18 protein-coding genes, 1 tRNA gene and 1 riboswitch are annotated in these 23,524 nt (G+C 48.5%); of the genes, 13 read left to right on the forward strand and 6 right to left on the reverse strand.

What is annotated here, in order from left to right:
- Positions 1-16: 16 nt before the first annotated feature.
- Entirely contained in the window at positions 17-637 is a 621-nt protein-coding gene (locus O3682_RS11010) for a hypothetical protein (RefSeq protein WP_371510107.1), read from the reverse strand.
- Between the two features lie 301 nt (positions 638-938).
- Between O3682_RS11010 and iscX the strand changes: the two genes are divergently transcribed.
- The 3 genes from iscX (at position 939) to metE (ending at position 4,554) form a co-directional block, all read left to right on the forward strand.
- Positions 939-1,136 carry a Fe-S cluster assembly protein IscX gene (iscX, locus tag O3682_RS11015; protein WP_003682097.1) on the forward strand — a complete coding sequence of 66 codons (198 nt, stop codon included), beginning with the start codon at positions 939-941 and terminating at the stop codon, positions 1,134-1,136.
- A gap of 170 nt (positions 1,137-1,306) precedes the next feature.
- Positions 1,307-2,188, forward strand: coding sequence for a methylenetetrahydrofolate reductase (metF, locus tag O3682_RS11020; protein WP_070583669.1), 882 nt, complete (start codon positions 1,307-1,309; stop codon positions 2,186-2,188).
- Positions 2,189-2,277: 89 nt separating this feature from the next.
- Positions 2,278-4,554 carry a 5-methyltetrahydropteroyltriglutamate--homocysteine S-methyltransferase gene (gene metE / locus O3682_RS11025; protein WP_371510108.1) on the forward strand — a complete coding sequence of 759 codons (2,277 nt, stop codon included), beginning with the start codon at positions 2,278-2,280 and terminating at the stop codon, positions 4,552-4,554.
- A gap of 92 nt (positions 4,555-4,646) precedes the next feature.
- Here metE and O3682_RS11030 read toward each other — a convergent pair whose 3' ends face one another.
- Together O3682_RS11030 and ilvE are read right to left on the reverse strand one after the other, a co-directional pair.
- Entirely contained in the window at positions 4,647-6,887 is a 2,241-nt protein-coding gene (locus O3682_RS11030; protein WP_371510119.1) for a right-handed parallel beta-helix repeat-containing protein, read from the reverse strand.
- A gap of 1,075 nt (positions 6,888-7,962) precedes the next feature.
- Entirely contained in the window at positions 7,963-8,961 is a 999-nt protein-coding gene (gene ilvE, locus O3682_RS11035) for a branched-chain-amino-acid transaminase (RefSeq protein ID WP_371510109.1), read from the reverse strand.
- A gap of 219 nt (positions 8,962-9,180) precedes the next feature.
- On the opposite strand from ilvE, the gene O3682_RS11040 reads away from it, so the two are divergent.
- On the forward strand, positions 9,181-9,504 hold the full coding sequence (locus tag O3682_RS11040; RefSeq protein WP_371510110.1) for a LapA family protein: 324 nt from the start codon (positions 9,181-9,183) through the stop codon (positions 9,502-9,504).
- A 25-nt stretch (positions 9,505-9,529) separates the two neighbouring features.
- Positions 9,530-10,699 carry a lipopolysaccharide assembly protein LapB gene (lapB, locus tag O3682_RS11045; protein WP_049330690.1) on the forward strand — a complete coding sequence of 390 codons (1,170 nt, stop codon included), beginning with the start codon at positions 9,530-9,532 and terminating at the stop codon, positions 10,697-10,699.
- Between the two features lie 114 nt (positions 10,700-10,813).
- Here the strand turns inward: lapB and O3682_RS11050 are convergent, their stop codons facing one another.
- Positions 10,814-11,320 (reverse strand): thioredoxin family protein, encoded by a 507-nt coding sequence (locus tag O3682_RS11050; RefSeq protein WP_371510111.1) that lies wholly within the window; start codon positions 11,318-11,320, stop codon positions 10,814-10,816.
- 3 nt (positions 11,321-11,323) lie between these two features.
- On the reverse strand, positions 11,324-14,623 hold the full coding sequence (recC, locus tag O3682_RS11055) for an exodeoxyribonuclease V subunit gamma (protein ID WP_371510112.1): 3,300 nt from the start codon (positions 14,621-14,623) through the stop codon (positions 11,324-11,326).
- 199 nt (positions 14,624-14,822) lie between these two features.
- On the opposite strand from recC, the gene O3682_RS11060 reads away from it, so the two are divergent.
- Positions 14,823-14,899: transfer RNA gene (locus O3682_RS11060), tRNA-Pro, on the forward strand.
- Between the two features lie 48 nt (positions 14,900-14,947).
- Here the strand turns inward: O3682_RS11060 and O3682_RS11065 are convergent.
- Positions 14,948-15,829, reverse strand: a complete 882-nt coding sequence (locus tag O3682_RS11065) for a lysophospholipid acyltransferase family protein (RefSeq protein WP_371510113.1) — start codon at positions 15,827-15,829, stop codon at positions 14,948-14,950.
- Between the two features lie 108 nt (positions 15,830-15,937).
- Positions 15,938-16,048: riboswitch (SAM-I-IV-variant riboswitch) on the forward strand.
- Positions 16,049-16,221: 173 nt separating this feature from the next.
- On the opposite strand from O3682_RS11065, the gene metK reads away from it, so the two are divergent.
- From metK to O3682_RS11100, 7 genes are all read left to right on the forward strand, one after another.
- Complete coding sequence (gene metK / locus O3682_RS11070) at positions 16,222-17,391, forward strand: methionine adenosyltransferase (protein WP_371510114.1); 1,170 nt, start codon at positions 16,222-16,224, stop codon at positions 17,389-17,391.
- Between the two features lie 171 nt (positions 17,392-17,562).
- A complete protein-coding gene (locus tag O3682_RS11075; protein ID WP_371510115.1) occupies positions 17,563-18,627 on the forward strand; it encodes a DUF1176 domain-containing protein in 1,065 nt (354 codons plus the stop codon).
- 125 nt (positions 18,628-18,752) lie between these two features.
- Positions 18,753-19,073, forward strand: coding sequence for an accessory factor UbiK family protein (locus tag O3682_RS11080; RefSeq protein ID WP_003684455.1), 321 nt, complete (start codon positions 18,753-18,755; stop codon positions 19,071-19,073).
- A 13-nt stretch (positions 19,074-19,086) separates the two neighbouring features.
- On the forward strand, positions 19,087-20,583 hold the full coding sequence (locus O3682_RS11085; RefSeq protein ID WP_371510116.1) for a YifB family Mg chelatase-like AAA ATPase: 1,497 nt from the start codon (positions 19,087-19,089) through the stop codon (positions 20,581-20,583).
- A gap of 155 nt (positions 20,584-20,738) precedes the next feature.
- Positions 20,739-21,914, forward strand: coding sequence for an SPOR domain-containing protein (locus tag O3682_RS11090; protein ID WP_371510117.1), 1,176 nt, complete (start codon positions 20,739-20,741; stop codon positions 21,912-21,914).
- Between the two features lie 11 nt (positions 21,915-21,925).
- Positions 21,926-22,567 (forward strand): thiol:disulfide interchange protein DsbA/DsbL, encoded by a 642-nt coding sequence (locus O3682_RS11095; RefSeq protein WP_371510118.1) that lies wholly within the window; start codon positions 21,926-21,928, stop codon positions 22,565-22,567.
- Between the two features lie 44 nt (positions 22,568-22,611).
- Positions 22,612-23,436, forward strand: a complete 825-nt coding sequence (locus O3682_RS11100) for an undecaprenyl-diphosphate phosphatase (RefSeq protein WP_070583696.1) — start codon at positions 22,612-22,614, stop codon at positions 23,434-23,436.
- Positions 23,437-23,524 lie beyond the last annotated feature (88 nt).

Below are 23,524 nucleotides of genomic sequence, written 5' to 3' on the forward strand. Positions count from 1 at the left end.
TTGGTTATGCAGCAAATTATTTGATATGAGGGAAAATAAAACGCATACGCGAAATCTGCATGGAGGCCACTTTCTGCGTAGCGGAGTAATTTTCAATTTTTTCTTGCATTCTGATTTGATGCATATTGCCATTATAACGGGGAGCAGCGTTCTGAGATTTATTTACTGTCGGCAGTTCAGCCTCAGCCTTCAAAGCTTCCTCTGCCTCAATCGCCGAAAGTACAGCCTCATCTCTTACCAAACCGAAACGCTCGATAATGACATTGGCTTCATCTATATAACGCGATTTGTCCGCGCCATTTTCCAACACCACATCTTCAAGCACGACCGACAAATGCTTGCCGCAATTTTCGATACGCTCTGCGATACGCGAATAAACCATCCAACGTTTCAACCTCAACGCGCCTGCATCGTCATTGGGTGAAGCGGCATCCAGTTTAATCAAACCATAATGCTTGCCGTAATACAGACGGAACACCAGCTGCTTCAAACCTTCTGTTTCGTCCAGCATCCGATAAAATTCGCGAACCAACAACAGCAAACGGTCAAATGCGCCTGCTTTAGACAGATACTCCGGATCATCGGAAGCAAGCGCGTAAATCAGTTTGGACAGCTTGGCGTTGAGTGCGTTATTCATCTTTTTTTTCCTTTTATTTTTAAGCGATGGATTTTCTTAAGAGCCATTCCAAAAAATTTGGTTGCATAACAAAGTGTAAATTTTGTATGAAAACCAAATCATACAAAGCGGAATAGAAAGTATAAAACGGCAGATTGCCGTGAATTTTAAGTGTCTTGCCGTATTTTAACGCAACTATGCTATTTTGTTAAAAAATAGCGCCATCATTTATCTGCCAATCTTCCGTAAAACAATCTGGCAGTCCGACTTCTTCTTGATTAAAATAATTACTAATAGCCCAAACCCAATAAAGGAACACATCATGAAATGGACAGATACCCAACGCATCGCCGAAGAACTCTACGACTTACACGGCGACAGCATCGATCCGAAAACCGTACGCTTTACCCAACTGCGTGATTTAATTATGGCTTTGCCTGAATTTGACGATGATCCGGCGCGTTGCGGCGAGCGTATTCTCGAAGCCGTGCAACAAGCGTGGATAGATGAAGCAGAATGATCTTCCCCCCTTCCCTATCAAACAAGACCTCAGGCAGTTTTTCAGACGGCCTGAGGTCTTTATTAAATCTATTCATACAATTTCGGAAAATTTCGAAATTGACTCATACCAACCTCAAATTTATTATGCAACCTGACAACAAATAAAAGATATGCAGAAGGTGCATAACCATGAATCACGCTCGAGAAATCGCCGCTTTAAACAACAGCCTTTCTGATTTGAAAGGCGACATCAATGTTTCGTTCGAATTTTTCCCGCCGAAAAACGAACAAATGGAAACCATGCTATGGGATTCCATCCATCGCCTGCAAACTTTGCATCCGAAATTCGTTTCCGTAACCTACGGTGCAAACTCCGGCGAACGCGATCGCACACACAGTATCGTCAAACGCATCAAACAAGAAACCGGCCTTGAAGCCGCTCCTCACTTGACCGGTATCGACGCCAGCCCTGACGAGTTGCGCCAAATCGCCAAAGATTATTGGGACAGCGGTATCCGCCGCATTGTCGCCCTGCGTGGCGACGAGCCGCCCGGCTACGAGAAAAAACCTTTCTATGCCGAAGATTTGGTCAAACTGTTGCGCTCCGTTGCCGACTTTGATATTTCCGTAGCAGCCTATCCAGAAGTGCACCCGGAAGCCAAATCCGCACAAGCCGACTTAATCAATCTGAAACGCAAAATCGATGCGGGCGCAAACCACGTTATTACCCAATTTTTCTTCGACGTGGAAAGCTATCTGCGCTTCCGCGACCGTTGCGTGATGATGGGCATTGACGTTGAAATTGTTCCCGGCATCCTTCCCGTAACCAATTTCAAACAATTGACCAAAATGGCCCAAGTGACCAACGTCAAAATCCCAAGCTGGCTGTCTAAAATGTACGAAGGTTTGGATGACGACCAAGGCACGCGCAACCTTGTTGCCGCCAGCATCGCCATTGACATGGTCAAAGTCCTCTCTCGCGAAGGTGTCAAAGACTTCCACTTCTACACCCTCAACCGCAGCGAACTGACTTACGCCATCTGCCATATTTTGGGTGTGCGCCCCCGTTAATAAAACAGACGGCCTCCCCATTCTGATTTACAATATCGAACATTCAGGCCATACCGGCCTGATTAAAAATTCCAACTAGGAGAGTTAACATGACAACATTGCATTTTTCAGGCTTCCCGCGCGTCGGCGCCTTCCGCGAATTGAAATTCGCACAAGAAAAATACTGGCGCAAAGAAATCAGCGAGCAAGAATTGCTGGCTGTTGCTAAAGACTTGCGCGAGAAAAACTGGAAACACCAAGCTGCTGCCAACGCTGATTACGTTGCCGTAGGCGATTTCACTTTCTACGATCACATCCTCGACCTGCAAGTTGCTACCGGTGCCATCCCTGCCCGCTTCGGCTTCGACAGCCAAAACCTGTCTTTGGAACAATTCTTCCAACTGGCCCGTGGTAACAAAGACCAATTCGCTATCGAAATGACCAAATGGTTCGATACCAACTACCACTACTTGGTGCCTGAATTCCACGCCGATACCGAATTCAAAGCCAACGCCAAACACTACGTTCAACAACTGCAAGAAGCCCAAGCTTTGGGCTTGAAAGCCAAACCGACCGTTGTTGGTCCGTTGACTTTCCTGTGGGTGGGTAAAGAAAAAGGCGCCGTTGAATTCGACCGTCTGAGCCTGTTGCCTAAACTGTTGCCTGTTTACGTTGAAATCCTGACTGCTTTGATTGAAGCAGGTGCCGAGTGGATTCAAATCGACGAGCCTGCTTTGACTGTTGACCTGCCTAAAGAATGGGTAGAAGCATACAAAGACGTTTACGCTACTTTGAGCAAAGTAAGCGCCAAAATCCTGTTGAGCACTTACTTCGGTTCTGTTGCCGAACATGCCGCATTGCTGAAATCCCTGCCTGTTGACGGCCTGCACATCGACTTGGTACGCGCTCCTGAGCAACTGGACGCATTTGCCGACTACGACAAAGTTCTGTCTGCCGGCGTTATCGACGGCCGCAACATTTGGCGCGCCAACCTGAACAAAGTTTTGGAAACTGTCGAGCCTCTGCAAGCCAAACTGGGCGACCGTTTGTGGATCTCCAGCTCTTGCTCTCTGCTGCACACTCCATTTGACTTGTCAGTTGAAGCAAAACTGAAAGCCAACAAACCTGACCTGTACTCTTGGTTGGCATTCACCCTGCAAAAAACCCAAGAATTGCGCGTTCTGAAAGCCGCATTGAACGAAGGCCGTGATTCCGTTGCCGAAGAACTGGCTGCCAGCCAAGCTGCTGCCGACTCACGCGCCAACAGCAGCGAAATCCACCGTGCAGACGTTGCCAAACGCCTTGCCGACCTGCCTGCCAACGCAGACCAACGCAAATCTCCATTTGCCGACCGTATCAAAGCGCAACAAGCATGGTTGAACCTGCCTCTGCTGCCGACTACCAACATCGGCTCTTTCCCACAAACTACCGAAATCCGCCAAGCACGCGCAGCCTTCAAAAAAGGCGAACTGTCTGCCGCCGATTACGAAGCCGCGATGAAAAAAGAAATCGCCTTGGTGGTTGAAGAGCAAGAAAAACTGGACTTGGACGTACTGGTACACGGCGAAGCCGAGCGTAACGACATGGTTGAATACTTCGGCGAACTGTTGAGCGGTTTTGCATTCACCCAATACGGCTGGGTACAAAGCTACGGCTCACGTTGTGTTAAACCACCTATCATCTTCGGTGACGTAAGCCGTCCTGAAGCCATGACTGTCGCTTGGTCTACTTACGCACAAAGCCTGACCAAACGCCCGATGAAAGGTATGTTGACCGGCCCTGTAACCATTCTGCAATGGTCTTTCGTCCGCAATGATATTCCTCGCTCTACCGTATGCAAACAAATCGCACTGGCTCTGAACGACGAAGTATTGGATCTGGAAAAAGCCGGCATCAAAGTCATCCAAATTGACGAACCTGCCATCCGCGAAGGTCTACCTTTGAAACGTGCTGATTGGGATACCTACCTGAATTGGGCCGGCGAATCTTTCCGCCTGTCCTCTACCGGTTGCGAAGACAGCACCCAAATCCACACTCATATGTGCTACTCTGAGTTCAACGACATCTTGCCTGCCATCGCTGCTATGGACGCTGACGTCATCACCATCGAAACTTCACGTTCCGACATGGAGCTATTGACCGCGTTCGGCGAATTCAAATACCCGAACGACATCGGCCCAGGCGTTTACGACATCCACAGCCCACGCGTACCGACTGAAGCTGAAGTTGAGCACCTGTTGCGCAAAGCCATCGAGGTTGTACCGGTTGAACGTCTGTGGGTTAACCCTGACTGCGGCCTGAAAACACGTGGTTGGAAAGAAACTCTGGAACAACTCCAAGTGATGATGAACGTAACCCACAAACTGCGTGCCGAACTGGCTAAATAATGTGAGTTAGATGAAAAGGCCGTCTGAAAATTTTCAGACGGCCTTTTTTTATTTATCGATATTTAAACTATAAAGATTACGACTTCAACAGCTTACAAAATCCCTGTCGTTGTATGATGTTCTTCCACTCCTGATGTATACACGTTCTTAGCATGATGATACACAGTCTCTTTAGTCGTTTCGACAATATGGTTGGCTTCTGACAAGATATCGCTCAATGCAACTTTACTGCCGGTCGTATTCACCTTTTTCAGTGCTTCGCCATTATGGCTATTGCCTTCTGAATACGTCTTGATGTCGTTTTCAAAGCGCAGCCATGAATCATACAGTTCACCTTTAATGTCCGTCATGATTTTGTTGTTGGCTACATTTAAAGATGCTTTGCCCTTAGGGTTGGTACTGTGTACGTCTACCAAAGCATCATTCAGGGCACCACCAAGTTTCAATGTGTTATTGGTGATGTTGTACTCTTTGGCATTGCTTTTCAAATAAGCAAATTCGACATAGCCTTCAGATTCTTCACGCACGGAAATTTTGTTATTGTGAATCGTTACCGCACCATGCATAGCGACATTACCATGGTGTTCTTCCACATAAACCGGTACTGCGCCTTTCATAATCTTGCCGATATCGGCATCATTGCCGCTGATGGTAATGGTACCGCTACCAATGCCGTTTTTAGATAAAACGCGGTCGTAGGTATCGTTGATGACGGCAATCAGATATTTGGTGGATTCGCCGCTGATCTTGTTGTTTGCCATATTGAGCGTGTAATCCATTTTGCTTTCATGGTTACGGAACTCAATCGCGTAGGTCTGAATATTGTTTTGATAAACCGTCAGATTTTTAATGACATTATTACTGATATCAAAATAGCCTTTGTCAGCCGAGTGCAAATCTTTGTATTGGGTATTGGTTTGCACCTGAATACCTGAATACATGTGGTAGTACTTGCCCAAGTCATCATCAACATTTAAACGGAAGCTCGGATCTTGAATAATGGTATTGCCGGTAATTTTGACTTTATCCATAGAAAACTGGCGGTTGTAGGCAACAATGCCATACAGTCGGTCACCCGTTAACACATTGTCTTCAATGACAATGCCTGTACCATCATGCACATCCAAACCCTTGCGGTAGTTATGGTCGGTCGTGTTTTTACGGTATGTGATGCCGTAATTGTAGCTGCCGGCAGCCACAGCCATACCGTAGCCGGTACCGCCGTCCGCTTCGTGTCCGTTCCAATCCAAACGGTTGCCCTCGCCGATAAAGTTTTGTTGGAAACCAATCAGCGCACCGGCAACGCGGTTGTGGTGCAGATACGAATCAACAATACGGTTGTTTTCACCCAAAGGCAGCGCTTCATATGTTTCATCAATTTCGCCACTTTGTACGCGCGCTTTAAAGGTCAGCTTTTGACCTTTTTCCGTCTCCAAAGAGGCGGTCGATGTAAACATCACACCAGCGCGATTGGCACCGGAAACCTCTACTTTGCTGATTAAAGTATTGTCCGCATCGTTCACCAAAATGCCGTTTACCTTGCCAAAATAGCTTAAGCCTTTGCGGTAAAAATCAGGGTTGGTATATTGAACCGACAAATCGGCAATGGTTTTATTGTTTTGCCCATCAATCAAGATACCGGCAAATTCGCGGATATCGTCATGGTTGGTGTCCGGATTGAACACACCTGTCTGCGCCTTATCAAACGTTATTTTGGTTTTGCCCATGCCCGAACCAAACAAGCCACGTGCACCGGAAACGGTTTTATCCATCACAATCTGATTAGAAATATAGTAGGTACCATCCAAGAAAACCATGGCTTTTTCTTTATGAGCCGCTTCTAAAGCCGCTTTAAATGCCTGAAGACTGTCTTTTTTACCCTGCGCATCGGCACCAAAATCGTTCACGCGAACATAATTGCCGTACTCTTTAGATTCATACACTCGGTATTTTCCAGATACACCGGCCCTGCTTTCGGCATGATCGTCAATTTTGTTTTCTTTGCCCGAACTGAGGTGGCTATCGTGACTCATGGCTGTTTTTTTGCCGGCAGAAACGCTCGTGATTTTGTTATGGCCGTCTGAATCGTTCAAATTCTTTTTATGCGCAATTTCAACTGTTTCTTTTCCTTCGGCAATTCTGTCTTCCGCCTCTTTCTCTTTGCGGGCGGCTTCTTGTTTGGCTTTACGCTCTGCAATCGCTTTTTCGACTGCTGCTTTATGAGCTTCTTTTGCGCGCTCAACCGCCTGCGCTTTGGCTGCTGCGGCTTCGGCTATTTTTTTTGCTTTAGCCTCTTCGTAAATTTTTTGCCTTTCAGCCAGGACTTTTTCCATCGATTGATTAACCGATTCTTTTGAAACAACGTGTTTGCTCGCCACTTTAGGCGCAATGATATGTTTACTGGAAACGCTGCTTACAGAAGCAACGCTGGCCCGTGCAACATGCATTTTTGTCACAAGATCGTCTGAAGATGATGAAGAACTGTCAAATCTTGCTGCCTCCGCCACATGCACTACTTCTCTCGTTACCGTATTTTTACCGCTTAATTGCTTGGGTTCTGGAAAAACCGACGGACTATCCCCCCAATTTTGGGTGTGTATCCATTCTTGTAGAGGAGAAGATGATTTGGAAGTGGTTTCAGGAGTTGAGGAGCCTTGACGAATATGGGTACGGCCAAGAGGAGCAAGTTTATGTGACATAATCAGCGTATTTCCTTGTATCGAATATCGCCCTTTTCCACCGCACAAGTGTGCAACAAAAAAGTTCGATTGAATAAAGAGGTAAGACGGATTCTGTCGTAACAGCAATTGCCTGTATAAAGGCCAAACCGAAGCTGGCCACTTTGAGAAACTCGGCAGCGTTTCCCCTTCTGCCGGTTTTCTGATTGGAAACGGTAATGGTGTTTAGACAGAACCCTTGGATGACTTTTATAGGCAATCTGTCCGCGTACCATGTATCTGGTCATTTTTGACGGAAATGTATCAGAGTCCCTTTTTAATTGATTAGTTCATCCAAAGTTAAGTTATTTTTGATTTTTATAGCAAAATAAAAATGGTTTTATCTTGTATTGTTTTCCTTTTTGGCGTGACAGAGTTAATCCCGCAAAACCAAAAAGGAGGGGAATTCTAACACAATATGCTTTTAGCATTCCCAATTTAACTAAATTTACAAAATATACGAAATAAATATCTATAATTGTTTTTAACTTCATCGAAAAATCAATAAAATTCGATATTTTCAATGTGTATTTTTACAACATAATTGCGCATTATATACCGATTATCTTAAAATACTACCGTTTATTTGCAAAATTTAGTATTTTATTATTGCTTTCACCATCTAAAAACCAATAAAAAAGGCCGTCTGAAAAAATATTTCAGACGGCCTTTTTTATTAAATGCGTTCTATTCAACAAACTTCGACCAACCAGCCGTGTTTGTCTTCTGTCAAACCGTATTGAATGTCAGTAATCGCCTTACGGATTGCGTAACCGCGCTCTTGGCTCTTCACTTCGATTTCTTTACCATCAATCACGAAAGAAGTTACCGGAGAAATGACCGCAGCCGTACCAGTCAGAATCGCTTCCGCACCATTCTCAATCGCAGTTTTCAGCTCATCGACAGTAAAGTTGCGCTCGGTAACAGTGTAGCCCAAATCTTTGGCAACAGTCAGCACGGAATCACGGGTAACGCCGTGCAGGAATTCGTCTGTCAACGGTTTGGTAATGATTTCATCGCCGTTAATCAGGATAAAGTTAGACGCGCCGGTTTCCTGAACATCGCCATTCGGACAGAACAGCACTTGGTTTGCACCGTGCTCTGCTTTGGCTTTCAATACCCAAGGCATGGCGGAAGCGTAGTTGCCGCCGCATTTCACACGACCCATATGTGGGGCGCAACGGATATGTTCGGTCTCAACCAAGATTTTAACGGGCGAACCGGCTTTGAAATAGTCGCCGACAGGAGAAGCCAGAATGTACAGCAAAGCAGTTTCAGAAGGAGATCCGGCCTTACCGATCACAGGATCGGTACCGATCAAAGTCGGACGCAGATACAACGCAGCTGGCGCATCAGGAATTTCTTCGGCAGCGTGTTTGACCAATTCAATCAAAGCATCCAAATAAGCCTCAGTCTCAGGGCGCGGCAGGTGCAGAATATCTGCGCTTTGCTGCATACGCGCAATGTTGGCGGTCGGGCGGAACATCACGATTTTGCCGTTTGCCTGACGGAATGCCTTCAAACCCTCAAAACATTCGCTGCCGTAATGCAAAGCATGTGCGCCGGGGGCGAGTGTCAGGTCTTTGGAAGATTGCCATTCTACCGGTTGCCATTTACCTTCACGATAAGCGATAACGGGCATTTCAGCGTGGAAAACGCTGCCGAATACGGCTGGGACTGGTCTGCTCATGATGATTGCCTTTCTTATTCTGATGTGCAAAATAAATTAATTAATTAAAGACTGAACAATACGCCTTTCAATATGGGTTTGACAAGTACCCGTCAGCATTAAAGATACCCTTCCCATGCCGTCTGAAACATGCCGTCCTATCCGAAATCCGGCAAATCGTTTAAACTGATACCATTTTTCAGACGGCCTGCCCCAACCGCAGCCAACCCGGAGTAACCCATGAAACTCATCTATACCATCATCAAAATCCTGATTCTTCTTGTTTTCCTCCTGCTGGCCATCACCAATACCCACACCGTATCCTTCTTCTACCTGCCCGGCCAAAACGTCAATCTGCCGCTGATTGTCGTGCTTTTCGGTGCATTTATTATCGGCATCGTGTTCGGTATGTTTGCCCTCTTCGGCCGTCTGCTGTCCCTGCGCAGCGAAAACAACCGCCTGCGCGCCGAAGTGAAAAAACACGCCCACCTTTCCGAAAAAGACCTGACTCTGGTCAAAACCGAAACACCGGCAACGACTTCTGAAGCCACTCCCAAAGCGTAACGCCACCAACCAATAAAGGAATACCATGGACAACGAATTGTGGGTCATCTTACTGCCCATCGTCCTCCTCCCCGTTTTCTTCGCTATGGGCTGGTTTGCTGCGCGCGTCGATATGAAAACCGTCCTGAAGCAGGCCAAAAGCATACCGGCAGGGTTTTACAAAAGCCTTGATGCCCTCGTTGACCGCAACAGCGGCCGTGCCGCGCGTGAATTGGCGGAAGTCATCGACCAGCAGCCGCAGTCATATGACTTGAATCTGACCTTAGGCAAGCTCTACCGCCAACGCGGCGAAAATGACAAAGCCATCAATATGCACCGCGCCCTGCTCGATTCGCCCGACACCGTCAACGAAAAACGCGCGCGCGTGCTTTTTGAATTGGCGCAAAACTACCAAAGCGCAGGCTTGGTGGACCGTGCCGAACAAATCTTCCTCGGTTTGCAGGAAGGCGATATGGCACGCGAAGCCCGCCAACACCTTTTGAGCATCTACCAGCAAGACCGCGACTGGGAAAAAGCCATCGAAATGGCGCAGCTCTTGAGCCATGACGAACAGACCTACCAGTTTGAAATCGCCCAGTTCTATTGCGAAATCGCCCAAGCCGCGCTGTTCAAATCCAACTTCGACGCCGCCCGCTACAATATCGGCAAAGCACTCGAAGCCAACAAAAAATGTACGCGCGCCAACATCATCCTTGGCGACATCGAATACCGTCAGGGCAATTTCCCTGCCGCAGTAGAAGCGTATTCCGCCATCGAGCAGCAAAACCACGCCTATTTGAGCATGGTCGGCGAGAAACTCTATGAAGCCTATGCCGCGCAAGGCAAGCAGGAAGAAGGCCTCAACCGCCTTATCGGCTATATGCAAACCTTCCCCGATCTTGACCTGATCAACGTCATCTACGAGAAGGCCCTGTTACTCAAAGGCGAAACCGAAGCAGCGCAAATCGCTGTCGAACTCGTCCGCCAAAAACCCGACCTCAACGGCGTGTACCGCCTGCTTGGTTTGAAACTCAGCAATATGAATCCGGAGTGGAAAGCCGATACCGATATGATTCGTTCCATTATCGGCCGCCAGCTGCAAAAAAGCGTCATGTACCGCTGCCGCAACTGCCACTTCAAATCCCAAGTATTCTTCTGGCACTGCCCGGCCTGCAACAAATGGCAAACCTTTACGCCGAATAAAATCGAGATTTGATAAAGTGTTAAGTATCAAAAAAGGCCGTCTGAAATCTTTTCAGACGGCCTTTTTATGACAAAGAAAAATATCAAAGCGGTTCAAAACATGGCTGTACACACCAGCAATATCTGCTCAACAACGCTGCTCTGCCCATGCCAACGCCGCTACAATCTGAGCCTCAATATCAGCATTAAATTCGCCGGCACGGTACGCATCGCGCAATTCCGTGCGACGGGTTTCATCTGCCGCAATTTGCTTCAACACCACTTGCGGAAACTCGTTAAACACAGGTCCTTCCTCTTCATGACCCATCAAAAACAGCGCTGGGATTTTTTGATTGGCGCGGACGATTTCCTGTTGGCGCGGATTATCGAAACAGCTGCTGTCGTCAAAATTGCTGCGGGCAATATAGTTGACACGGATATTGGGGTTCAACTCCGCCATTTTTTGAATAAACGGCACAAACACGCGGCAATCAGGGCAGTATGGCGCAGCGGCAAGCAGCCAGTTTTGCGGACGGCTGATCTTTTTAACCGCCGCTACCGTTTGCGCCGACAGCTCGGTTGCCTGATAGAGTTGCTGCTGTTTCAATTTGTCTTCTTCGGTATCAAAATCCAAATATTCTGCATAAGTAGCCATGCTTTACTCCTGTTCTGTTGTATCGGTTTTCCCTGCCACGCCGGTCAAAAGCGGAACAAGCAGATTGACGATGAGGTTTTCAAATACCGGCTCATCAAGAGGCGATTCGTCCGAATGACCAAACACCAGCTTCACTTCGGTATATTCTTTCTGCCCTTTACTCATTTTATTGCCGTTAAAAACCTCATGGGCCTTTCTCAAGGCAGCATCCCAATCCTCTTTCTTGTTGTACTCCTCCGCAGCAGCAAGGCTGGTTTTGGCAAAAAACGGTAAGGGGGTATTTTGTCCAATTCGGAAATATACCAACCATTCTTTCAAAAGCTCTCTCGCGGCCTCTTGCCCGATGGCGGCATAGGTTTCGCTCTGCCCCAAGCTGACAATATAGGTTTGTCGGTTTGCAACGGATTTAGGGGCGATGGCGCAAAAAATCAAATGCTCCAACAAACGGGCAATGCGGTTGGGCGCATTGTCTTTTTGATTTAGGAACACAATGCGGCCGCATTCATAAAGATTGCCGATGGTGCCTTGTAAAACCAAGTCGTCAAAGGATTCTTCATAAGGTTCAGACGGCCTTTTGTCGCTGCGTATCAACTCGGCATCTACGTTTTTCGCAGATATTTGATACTGCTTCTGCCATAAACCGCCCAACTCGCCCACCGGCATCAGGCTTTCGGCATTCAACCGAATGGCCGTATCTTCAAAATTTTCCCCTTTGCGCCGCGCATCCAAATAAGCATCGGCAATCCGGCCTTCATGTTGCGGCTCAAACGGTTCGGCAGATTCCCATGCGCCGTCCAGATACGGCTGATCCCAGCTTAAATTTTTCTTCAGCCAAACTTTGACAGGATTACGCCAAAAACTGATGAGCTCGCCTTGATGAATGGTCTTGTCCGGCTCTTCCTGACTTAAAGCCTCAAGGAAAAACGGCTGCGCTTCCGCTTGCGGTTGGTTCAACGCATCGGCGTAATCTTGGCGCGTACTGAAGAGGCCCTCTGAAAGCGCGTCCTTTTGGAAATAACGGCGTGAGAACGATTGCAAAGGATGATGTTTCACCCATTTCTCCGACAACTCGCGCCCGCTTTTCCCCGTCATGGCGGCAATGGTATCCAGCAGCTCGCTGATTAACGAAGACGGCGCGAACTCGGCATCATTGCGTATATCGCGGCCGATATAAGACAAATACAGCATTTCGCGTGCACTGATTAAGGCTTCGAGGAAGAGATAACGGTCGTCGTCGCGGCGGGCGCGGTCGCCTTTTTTCGGATGTTTGGCAATCAGGTCGAACACCGCCGCTTTGGTATTGCGCGGGAAATCACCGTCATTCAAACCCAACAGGCAAACCATTTTAAACGGCAGGCTGCGCATCGGCACCATACTGCAAAAAGTAATGCCGCCGCTCAAAAATCCGGCTTGGCTTTCGCTGTCCAAAAAGCGGCGGATATGGCGGATAACGGTTTTACACGGCAACAATCCGTCAAATTCGGCTAACTGCGCTTCTTCCTGCCATTTCGCCAAAGACTGCTCAAACTGCTGCTTGGCGTATTGATCGTCCGCATCCGGAGCAAACAGTTTCTCCAGCAAATCGCGGCAACGCTGCACCCAACTTTCCACATCGGCAGGCTCTTGCCATTGCGCCGCCATATCAGCCAAAGTACGGATAAATTCGGCAAAACCGCTGAACACATCCAACTGGTTGACGTTGCTATGCCACGCGCTCACGCCCTGCCACATGCCGTTGCCGCCTTCGGGCAGCATCCAGCCCAAGGCCAAACGCTCTACCGCCTGCTGCCAAGTAAAGAGGTTGTCTTTACCCTCGCGCATGGTTTGGTCCAACCCCCAATGCACATTCAATCCGGCAACAGTCTCATGCAGCAGCGGCACATCTTCCTCGCTCAAACCGAAGCGTTGCAGTACCAACCGACTTTCCAGCAAAGGCAAAACCTTGTCTACTTCAAACCGGCTCTCCAGCAAGTCCAAAGTTTGCGCCAAAGCATACAGCAACGGCTGACGGCGGCTGAGTTTCACATCTGAAATCGAATACGGCAAAGCCTGACTGCCTGCCTGCTCCTGTCCAAAAACGGCTTCGATAAACGGACTGTACGGCTCGATATTCGGTGTCAACACGGCAATATCGTGCGGCTGCCAGTCGGGATTTTTTTGCAACACCAGCGACAGCTCTTCTTTCAAAATCTGCAATTCGCGCAAAGGGCTGTGGGCCGCGACGATTTTGACGGAGCCGTCATTCAACAATTTGTCCGGCTCGACACACACTGGATTGCCGTCCGCATCGTGAACCTGAACCAAAGCCTGTTGCGCGCCTACTTCGCCTTCTTCCTGTTGATATAAGCGTTCAGACGGCATGATCAAGCTTTGGATATCGTTTTGCAGGCAATGCAACAAGGTATCGTCTTTTCCCTCTTCATAAACCTGAATATCCTGCTCGGTTTCCACTTCCGACAGAAAATCAAAGAAATCGCGCCCCTGCTTGCCCAAAGAAGCCAACAGCGGATGCCCTGCCTGTGACAAATCCGCCTCATCGCCCCTTTTCAAAATCTGCGCCTCGTCGATGACCTCGCCCCAATATTGGCTGCTCGGATTGAGCGCGAACACAAACACATCGCAATGCTTGGAAATTTGGTGCAGCAGTTGCAGATACATCGGCGCCATTGTCGAAATGCCGAATACAAAAAACCTTTGCGGCAAGACCGATTTATCCAACTGCGCCAACAGCTTTTCCCACAAGGCCACGCGGTGCGGCGCCGATTGGCTGCCATCGTCCAAATAGCGCCACAGCCGAGCCTGCCAATCCTCATCATCACCCAAACCCAGCAGCTTCCCGGCCTGCCACGCATCAATCCAATCCGGGCGGTACACCAAATATTGGTCGAAAATATCCGCCATTTGTCCGGTAAGCTGATAATCCGCCGATGCCGAGCTGTGCAAATAACTTTCCAGCTTCAGGCGCACGTTTTCGTATTCTGGGGCCGTCTGAAACGCTTCGCTGCGGAACAAATCCAGCAAACGCCAGCGCATAACTTCAGGCGAAAACGGACTGAGCGGCGGCACATCGGGAACCAATTTACGCATCAGCTGCCACGCCAAACCGGCAGGCAGACTGAACTTCAAATTCGCCGCCACGCCGAGTTTGCGCGCAAAAAATACATTCAGATACCGCCGCATCCCCTGGCTCTGCACCACCACTTCTTCCTGCGCCAATACAGAATCCAAGGGCGAAGCCTGATGAATACGCGCACACATTTCTGCAAGCGATTCCAAACGATCGGATTGAAAGAGATAAAACATAGCAGACAATCTAAAAAACAATTGCCCACATTATAATGCCATTAGGACAAATGCTTCAGCAGAAGTGGCAAACAAAAACACAGGTTGTCTGAAACACATCGCTTCAGACGGCCTAAAACAAACCTATCGGCAGCCAATTATTAATTATTTATCGACCCCTGTACAAACCGGCTTCTCCTATCCTATAATTTCCCACATTCGGAATGTAGCGCAGCCCGGTAGCGCACTTCGTTCGGGACGAAGGGGTCGGAGGTTCGAATCCTCTCATTCCGACCAAATACAAAACCTGCTTGAGTCCAAGCAGGTTTTTTACATTCGGCAAGCCTATACTTCCGGCGGCGGGAAAGGCGCGCCTTCGGGATGTTTGTAGCGGTTGTACATAAACAAATATTGTTCCGGAAAACGGCGTATCCAATACTCGGTATTTTCATTGATCACGCGTGCATCGTTCTCCTTATCGCCGTTCAATTCGCCGCGCAATGGCTCTATGTGCAAGACAAAGCCTTTCCCGTCAGGCAGACGCTCGCCGCAGAAAAACAAAGCCTTCACGCCTTTGACTTGCGCCAGCTTGCCCGCCAACGTCATGGTGTAGGCAGGTTTGCCGAAAAAGTCCACCCACACACCGTCGCCCCCTTCTTCCGGAGACGGTACATGGTCCGGCAACACAATGGTCGCTTCGCCGCTGCGCAGGGCCTTGATGATTTGTTTGACGCCCTGAATGCTGGTCGGCGCAGTCTTGCCCTTGCCGCGCACACGCCCTGCCTGCATCACCGCATCAAAAGCCTTGATTTTCGGCGGCTTGTACATCGCCGTCAGCGGAAACGGCAGTTGCTGGCTGATGTAGCGGCCGGCCAAATCATAGCTGCCGATGTGCGGCGTGATAAACAGCAAACCTTCGCCCGCGCTCAAGGCCGTCTGAACATGTTCCCAACCGTTGACACTGACAAACAGGTTTTCAATTTCCTCAGGCCGTCTGAAAAATGCCACCGGCAATTCCAAGCCGCCTTTTGCCGTTTCACGGAAAACTTTTTTCACCGCCTCATCCGTCGGGTTCAAGCCGGCAAGTGTCATGTTTTCGAAAACACGCCGGCGATCTTTCGACAGCACGCGGAAACCCAAACCGCCCAGCAGATTGCCTAATTTGTGCAACCAAGCCAAAGGCAGCGCGGCCAAAAATTTAAAAACAAAGGTAACAAGCGTTTGCATAAGGTTTTACCAAAATGAAGTGGACAGATTGTAAACGAAACAGGCCGTCTGAACAAAACAGACTTCGGGCAAATATATTGCGGCACACCTGCTTTTCTGCTACTATCCGCGCTGCATTAAGAGTTGGGAATTCCATGCCAACCTGCTTTTCAAACGGAAAGGTAAGGTGGACGGTTGAAAAACCGATGTGGCTCGCTAGAGCAATCCAAACCCGCTTAATGCGGGAATTTTTTTGCCTATAAGAAACGTGCAACAGGATTCCGAAACAGCAGGCAAGTGCGAATATTTCTCACTTGTATAGAGAAAAAGCGGAGTTTTTGTTATGATTTCCGCTGTCCGAAATAAAAGGCCGTCTGAAAACACAGCAGCCTGTTTTTAATGAAAGAATAGCAATGAGCGAATATCTGTTTACTTCCGAATCGGTATCAGAAGGCCATCCGGATAAAGTTGCCGATCAAGTGTCCGATGCGATTTTGGATGCCATCTTGGCGCAAGACCCCAAAGCGCGTGTCGCCGCTGAAACCTTGGTCAACACAGGCTTGTGCGTATTGGCAGGCGAAATTACTACTACTGCCCAAGTGGACTACATCAAAGTCGCACGCGAAACCATCAAACGCATCGGCTACAACTCCTCCGAGCTGGGCTTTGACGCCAACGGCTGTGCGGTCGGCGTGTACTACGACCAACAATCCCCCGACATCGCCCAAGGCGTGAACGAAGGCGAAGGCATCGACTTGAACCAAGGCGCGGGCGACCAAGGTTTGATGTTCGGCTATGCCTGCGACGAAACCCCTACCCTGATGCCGTTTGCCATCTATTACAGCCACCGCCTGATGCAACGTCAAAGCGAATTGCGCAAAGACGGCCGCCTGCCTTGGCTGCGCCCTGATGCTAAAGCCCAACTGACCGTGGTTTACGACAGCGAAACCGGCAAAGTAAAACGCATCGACACCGTCGTCCTATCTACCCAGCACGATCCGTCTATCGGTTACGAAGAGCTGAAAAACGCCGTGATCGAACACATCATCAAACCGGTTCTGCCGTCTGAACTGCTGACCGACGAAACCAAATACCTGATCAACCCTACCGGCCGCTTCGTTATTGGCGGTCCGCAAGGCGACTGCGGTTTGACCGGCCGTAAAATCATCGTCGATACCTACGGCGGCGCAGCTCCGCACGGTGGCGGCGCATTCTCCGGCAAAGACCCGTCCAAAGTGGACCGTTCCGCCGCTTACGCCTGCCGCTATGTTGCGAAAAATATCGTAGCCGCTGGTTTGGCAACCCAATGCCAAATCCAAGTTTCCTACGCCATCGGCGTTGCCGAACCGACTTCGATTTCCATCGATACTTTCGGCACCGGCAAAATCAGCGAAGAAAAACTGATCTCCCTGGTTCGCGAACATTTCGACCTGCGCCCTAAAGGCATCGTCCAAATGCTCAACCTGCTGCGCCCGATCTACAGCAAATCCGCCGCCTACGGCCACTTCGGCCGCGAGGAGCCTGAATTTACTTGGGAGCGCACCGACAAAGCAGCCGCATTGAAAGCAGCCGCAGGCGTGTAAAAAAATAATAAAGGTCGTCTGAACGGGAGTTTCAGACGACCTTTTTACATCTAAATATTCAAAACCTTTTTACGGACGACACATCGTATTTTCACAAAAACAGTGCAACGAAATTTTGGATTGCTATGCTGTCTTTGTGAATCTACATAAATAAAATTGAAGGAATACATCATGAAAAAATGGCTGCTGGCTGTTTTGCCCACCACTGCGCTTGCCGCACCACCTCAAGGCTTTTATCAAAATTACAAAGACTGGGACATTGCTTGCGACAATACCGGCACCTGCCGTCTTGCCGGGTATCAGGCAGATGAAACAGAACCGCCGGTTTCTATCCTGTTTACCCGACAAGCAGGGGCTAATGCCGCCGTAATTGGCGAAGTTTCCCTGCTGCCATTTAATGACGACGACACACAACTTGCCAGCATTGCAACCCGCAACGAATTGGTATTGAACGGTAAATCACTGGGCAAATTGGCGTTCAATAAAAAAGGCCAAGGCAAATTGAGCAGCGCGCAAACCAGCGCCTTACTCGAAGCATTGAAAAAAGAGAGCAAAATCAGTATCCGCTCTGGAAAATATGAATGGCACTTGTCCGACCAAGGTGCAGCGGCAGCGATGTTAAAAGCGGACGAATTCCAAGGCCGTCTGAATACGCCTTCCGCGCTGATACGCAAAGGCGACAGTAGTCAGGCTGTATTAAATCCTCAGCCCAAACCCATAATCCATGCCGTTGCCGTACCACAAAAAGCAAGCTATATGCTGGAACAGGACACACCGCGCCACAGCGCCGTCATGAAGCTCTTGAGCGAGAGCAACCGCGTTTCCGAAAACGACGATAAATACTGTCCCGCCCTGCACAATAAAGAGCAAATGCATTGGAACCGCAGCCTAAGTATTTATCCGCTCAACAAACAACAAGTATTGGTAGAGGCCATCTGTATCGGCGGTGCTTATCAAACCAGTGGTTACTATGCCATTGCCAACAAAGAACTGACCAAGATCGAACAAGTGCTGCCGCCAATGACATACGGCGGTCATGGCGGATTTGATGAAAAAACAGCCGCACTCAGCGGCAGCTTCAAAGGCCGCGGCATAGGCGATTGCTGGTCTGGCAATACGGCTGTATGGGACGGCAAAACCTTTGTCCGTAATGAGGAACACACCACCGGTTCATGCAAAGGCTTTGCAGGCGGCGCGTGGCTGATGCCTATTTTTGAAACCCGTATTGAGCGTTAAAACACATTGAATATTTACGGCAGAAAGCAAAAGCCGTCTCAAAAATTCTCGTTTTCAGACGGCCTTTTTCCTTATACAATAGCCACTTGAATTTCTATATACATTCTGAATAAAGGATACGGATTATGTTCGGCAAACAACTTTTTGAAGAAGTCAGCTCCAAAATCAGCGAAACCATCGCCAACAGCCCTGCCAAAGACATGGAGAAAAACGTTAAAGCCATGCTCGGCAGCGCGTTCAACCGCATGGATTTGGTGACCCGCGAAGAATTCGACATCCAACAACAGGTTTTGATTAAAACCCGTACCAAACTGGCCGAATTGGAAGCCCGTTTGGCCAAACTCGAAGCTGCTCAAGAGCCTGAAGAAGCTGCTTTGAAAGCTGCCGAAGCCGCTGCGGAAGAAGCTGTTGCCGAAATCAAACAACAAACCGAAGCTGCCGAATAAGGCCGTCTGAAACATGTCGCTTGCTTTGGTTTACAGCCGCGCCTTAAGCGGCATGAATGCGCCGTTGGTCGAAGTGGAAGCCCACCTTGCCAACGGCTTGCCACATTTCAATATCGTCGGCTTACCGGATACTGAAGTCAAAGAAAGCCGCGACCGTGTGCGTGCCGCCATCATCCAAAGCGGCTTCGACTTTCCCGCCAAGAAAATTACCGTCAACCTCGCACCGGCCGACCTCCCAAAAGAATCCGGCCGTTTCGATTTGCCGATTGCCTTGGGCATTCTTGCCGCTTCGGGACAAATTAACCCTGAAAAGCTCGCACAATATGAGTTTGCCGGAGAATTGGCGCTGTCCGGCCTGCTGCGTCCCGTACGCGGCGCGCTGGCCATGGCATGGCAGGGAATGCAGGCAGGCCGTTCGTTCGTCTTGCCGCAAGAAAATGCCGAACAGGCTGCCGTCATGCGCGGTATCACAGTTTATGGCGCACGTTCTTTAGGTGAAGTGGCCGCGCATTTAAACGGTATCGAACCGCTGACACAAACCGAATGCAAGCTGACGCAAAGGCCGTCTGAACAAAGTAAAATTCCTGATTTAGCTGATGTTAAAGGCCAACATACTGCTCGCCTCGCCTTGGAAATCGCAGCTGCAGGCGGACACAGCCTGCTGATGATGGGTCCTCCGGGTACGGGCAAATCCATGCTTTCGCAACGTTTACCCGGTATCCTCCCACCTTTGACCGAAGACGAATTGGTCGAAGTATGGGCTTTGCGTTCGCTCCTGCCCAACCATCAACAGCAACTCGACAGCAACCGTCCTTTCCGCAGCCCTCATCACAGCGCCAGCTCGGCCGCCATGGTAGGTGGCGGTTCAGACCCACGTCCGGGCGAAATTTCATTGGCGCACCATGGTGTGTTGTTTTTAGACGAATTACCCGAGTTTGACCGTAAAGTATTAGAAGTGTTGCGCGAACCTTTGGAAAACGGCGAAATCCATATTTCCCGCGCCGCACGCCAAGCAGTTTATCCGGCCAAGTTCCAACTTGTCGCCGCCATGAACCCCTGCCCTTGCGGCTATCTTGGCCATCCGTCCAAACCTTGCCGCTGTACGCCTGAAAGTGTTGCCCGCTACCGCAACAAAATTTCAGGGCCATTGCTCGATCGTATTGATTTAACCATCGAAGTACCCAGCCTTTCCGCTGCCGAGTTAATGCAACAAGAAGCAGGCGAATCCAGTGCCACCGTATTGGAACGAGTTACCGCCGCGCGCAAAATCCAATACGGCCGACAAGGCAAAGTTAATGCCGAATTGAGTGTCAGCGAGCTCGATGGCAAAGCCCGCATCCAAAAAGAAGCGCAAGAAGCCTTGGGAACCATGCTCGAAAAACTGTCCCTTTCTGCACGAAGTTTCCACCGCATCATGCGCGTTGCCCGTACGCTGGCCGATTTGGCAGGCGACGAAGAAGTCAGTAAAACCCATGTGATGAAAGCCATCGGCTTCCGTCGCGCCCTTTAACTTTTTCAGACGACCTGAATCTTTATGTTTAAGTAAAACTAGAGTAAACAAAGCATCAGGATTTTGCCGTCTATAACGGTTATTGATAAAATATCGAATCCAAACTCAGACAGTCTCCCTTCAGACCGTCTGAACCCATTATTACAAGGTAAGTCATGAAAAAATCTACACAATATGGCAAAGGCTTGGCCGGTTTCTTTTTCGGCCTGATACTGGCAACAGGTATTATTGCCGGTATTTTGTTCTTCTTGAACCAAGGCAACCAAAACGTTTTCAAAGAGCTGACTCAGTCTAAACAAAGCGAAGAACCTGAAATCCTGAAACCTCAAGACAACGCAGAGAAACGCCCGGCTACCGACACTTCATCTACCCAAGCAGATGAAGAAAAAGCCAAAGCAGAAAAAGAAGCTGCTGAAAAAAAAGCGGCAGAGAAAGAAGTCAAAGCTAAAGAAGCTGCTGAAAAAAAAGCGGCAGAGAAAGAAGTCAAAGCTAAAGAAGAGGCTGAAAAGGCTGCCAAAGAAGCTGAAGAAAAAGCTCAAACGGAAAAAGAAGCTCAGGAAAAAGCTGAACAAGCAGAACGTGAAGCCAAAGAAAAAGCGGATAAAGCTGAAGCAGAAAAAGCCGAACGCGAAGCTAAAGAAAAAGCTGAAAAAGCCGCCGCCGACAAAGCCGAACGCGAAGCCAAAGAAAAAGCAGACAAAACTGCCACCGACAAAGCCGAACGTGAAGCCAAAGAAAAATCTGCAAAAGCGGAAGCAGAAAAAGAAGCCTCCAAGAAAAAACTGGCCGAGAAAAAAGCCGAATTAGAAAAAAAACGCGCAGAAAAAGCCAAAGCTGAAAAAGAAGCTGCTGATAAAACTGCAAAAGACAAAAAAGCGGCCGACCAACTTACCGACAAACAAAAAGAGCGTGCCGAGCGCAAATTGGCCGAGAAAAAAGCAGTCGAAACCAAAAAACAAAACAAGCCGACACCTGAGCAAATCCTCAACAGCGGCAGCATCGAAAAAGCACGTAAAGCAGCAAGTGCCTCTGCAACAAAAGAAAGCAGCAACGCTGCAAGTAAACAGTCAGCAGAAAAAGCCGAAATAGCTGCCAACAGCGGTAAAAAAGCCTTCCTGCAACTTGGTTCATATGCAGACCGCTCCAGCGCAGACTCACAACGTGCCAAACTGGCTATTTTAGGTGTTTCTTCCAAAGTGGTTGAATCGCAAAACGGCGACAAAACTATTTACCGAGTTCAAAGTAACACCATGCCGCAGGAAGCCGCTGTAAAACTGCAAAAAAACCTGCAAGGCCATAATATCAACAGCTTGATTCGTTCTACCAAATAATGGAATCACTGATGAAGCAGCGTATAAAACAAACCATTGCCGCACTCAGCCTGAGCCTGCTCAACCTGAGTGCGCAGGCTGCTACCGAAGGCGTGGACTATACCGTTCTTAGTCACCCTATCCCGCAGCAGCGAGCCGGAAAAATTGAAGTGCTAGAATTTTTCGGCTACTTCTGCGTCCATTGTTACCATCTCGATCCAGTTTTGTTGCAACACAGCAAAACCTTTGCCAAAGATGTTTCCTTACGGACAGAACACGTTGTTTGGATGCCTGAAATGTTGGGTTTGGCCAAGGTGGCCGCAGCCGTCAATCTTTCAGGTTTGAAATATCAAGCCAATCCAGTCATCTTCAAAGCAGTTTACGAACAAAAAATCAACCTGGCCGATACCAATGTATTCCGATCATGGGTGGGCAAACAAACAGGTTTTGACAGTAAAAGACTGCTTCAAGCCTACAACAGTCCTGCTGCCACATCGGCTGCTGCAAAAATGCAGCAATTGACGGAAACTTATCGAATTGAAAACACACCAACTGTCATCGTCGGTGGTAAATACAAAGTCAATTTCAACAGTACCGACTGGAAAGCCGGTATGAAAACCATAGACGAGCTCATCGTCAAAGTCCGCCGCGAACAATCCTCAAAACCACTTTAACTATTCAACAAAAGAAAGACGGCCTCAAGGCCGTCTGAAAACTTATGGACATTCTGATTTTATTTAAAGCACTAATTCTCGGTATTATCGAAGGTTTAACCGAGTTTCTCCCTATTTCCAGTACCGGTCACTTGATTGTATTCGGTGACTTAATGAACTTTCAAAGCAACGGAAAAGTATTTGAAATTGCTATCCAACTTGGTGCTGTATTAGCCGTTGTATTCGAATACCGCCAACGATTTACCCATATCATAAAAGGACTGGGTAAAGAACGAACAGCCAATCGCTTTGTACTGAATTTATTTATTGCCTTCATACCAGCTGCGGTTGTAGGTCTCTTGTTCAGTAAACAAATTAAATTACATCTTTTCAACCCAATTACTGTTGCTACCATGCTGGTACTGGGTGGTTTCTTCATTTTATGGGTTGAAAAACGTCAAACAACAGCAAAACCTAAAGTCAATCATGTAGATGATATGCGCCCTATCGACGCATTTGTTGTAGGATGCGCCCAAATTTGTGCCCTTATCCCTGGTACATCACGCTCAGGCAGTACCATCATGGGCGGCATGCTATGGGGGCTGGAACGTAAAACAGCTACTGAATTCTCATTCTTCCTTGCTGTACCGATGATGATTGCGGCAACAGGTTACGATATCTTAAAAAACTACAAACTCTTTACCTTGCAAGATGTCGGGCAAATTGCCATCGGTTTTATCGCGGCATTTATTGCCGGTTTATTGGCAGTAAAAGCTTTACTGAAATTTGTCTCCAGTAAAAACTATGTACCTTTTGCCTACTACCGCATCGTATTTGGTGGTCTGATTCTCCTTACTTGGATGCTGGGCTGGGTCAGCTGGAGCGAATAATCCATCTTCATTCACCAAAGGACGTGCCTGAACACGTCCTTTTCTTTATTTTCTCCCTTTAGATCAGGTTTCTACCCCGTAAAAGGCT

This window comes from Neisseria sp. 27098_8_112, from assembly GCF_041433235.1.
Taxonomy (GTDB): Bacteria; Pseudomonadota; Gammaproteobacteria; order Burkholderiales; family Neisseriaceae; genus Neisseria.

Excerpts from the sequence above, each read along its gene's own strand:
- metK (WP_371510114.1), top strand. The coding sequence starts at position 16,222 with ATGAGCGAATATCTGTTTACTTCCGAATCGGTATCAGAAGGCCATCCG.
- lapB (WP_049330690.1), top strand. The coding sequence starts at position 9,530 with ATGGACAACGAATTGTGGGTCATCTTACTGCCCATCGTCCTCCTCCCC.
- O3682_RS11095 (WP_371510118.1), top strand. The coding sequence starts at position 21,926 with ATGAAGCAGCGTATAAAACAAACCATTGCCGCACTCAGCCTGAGCCTG.
- O3682_RS11030 (WP_371510119.1), bottom strand. The coding sequence starts at position 6,887 with ATGGAAAAAGTCCTGGCTGAAAGGCAAAAAATTTACGAAGAGGCTAAA.
- O3682_RS11065 (WP_371510113.1), bottom strand. The coding sequence starts at position 15,829 with ATGCAAACGCTTGTTACCTTTGTTTTTAAATTTTTGGCCGCGCTGCCT.
- ilvE (WP_371510109.1), bottom strand. The coding sequence starts at position 8,961 with ATGAGCAGACCAGTCCCAGCCGTATTCGGCAGCGTTTTCCACGCTGAA.
- O3682_RS11050 (WP_371510111.1), bottom strand. The coding sequence starts at position 11,320 with ATGGCTACTTATGCAGAATATTTGGATTTTGATACCGAAGAAGACAAA.
- O3682_RS11010 (WP_371510107.1), bottom strand. The coding sequence starts at position 637 with ATGAATAACGCACTCAACGCCAAGCTGTCCAAACTGATTTACGCGCTT.
- metE (WP_371510108.1), top strand. The coding sequence starts at position 2,278 with ATGACAACATTGCATTTTTCAGGCTTCCCGCGCGTCGGCGCCTTCCGC.
- O3682_RS11040 (WP_371510110.1), top strand. The coding sequence starts at position 9,181 with ATGAAACTCATCTATACCATCATCAAAATCCTGATTCTTCTTGTTTTC.
- recC (WP_371510112.1), bottom strand. The coding sequence starts at position 14,623 with ATGTTTTATCTCTTTCAATCCGATCGTTTGGAATCGCTTGCAGAAATG.
- O3682_RS11090 (WP_371510117.1), top strand. The coding sequence starts at position 20,739 with ATGAAAAAATCTACACAATATGGCAAAGGCTTGGCCGGTTTCTTTTTC.
- O3682_RS11075 (WP_371510115.1), top strand. The coding sequence starts at position 17,563 with ATGAAAAAATGGCTGCTGGCTGTTTTGCCCACCACTGCGCTTGCCGCA.
- O3682_RS11080 (WP_003684455.1), top strand. The coding sequence starts at position 18,753 with ATGTTCGGCAAACAACTTTTTGAAGAAGTCAGCTCCAAAATCAGCGAA.
- O3682_RS11100 (WP_070583696.1), top strand. The coding sequence starts at position 22,612 with ATGGACATTCTGATTTTATTTAAAGCACTAATTCTCGGTATTATCGAA.
- metF (WP_070583669.1), top strand. The coding sequence starts at position 1,307 with ATGAATCACGCTCGAGAAATCGCCGCTTTAAACAACAGCCTTTCTGAT.
- O3682_RS11085 (WP_371510116.1), top strand. The coding sequence starts at position 19,087 with ATGTCGCTTGCTTTGGTTTACAGCCGCGCCTTAAGCGGCATGAATGCG.
- iscX (WP_003682097.1), top strand. The coding sequence starts at position 939 with ATGAAATGGACAGATACCCAACGCATCGCCGAAGAACTCTACGACTTA.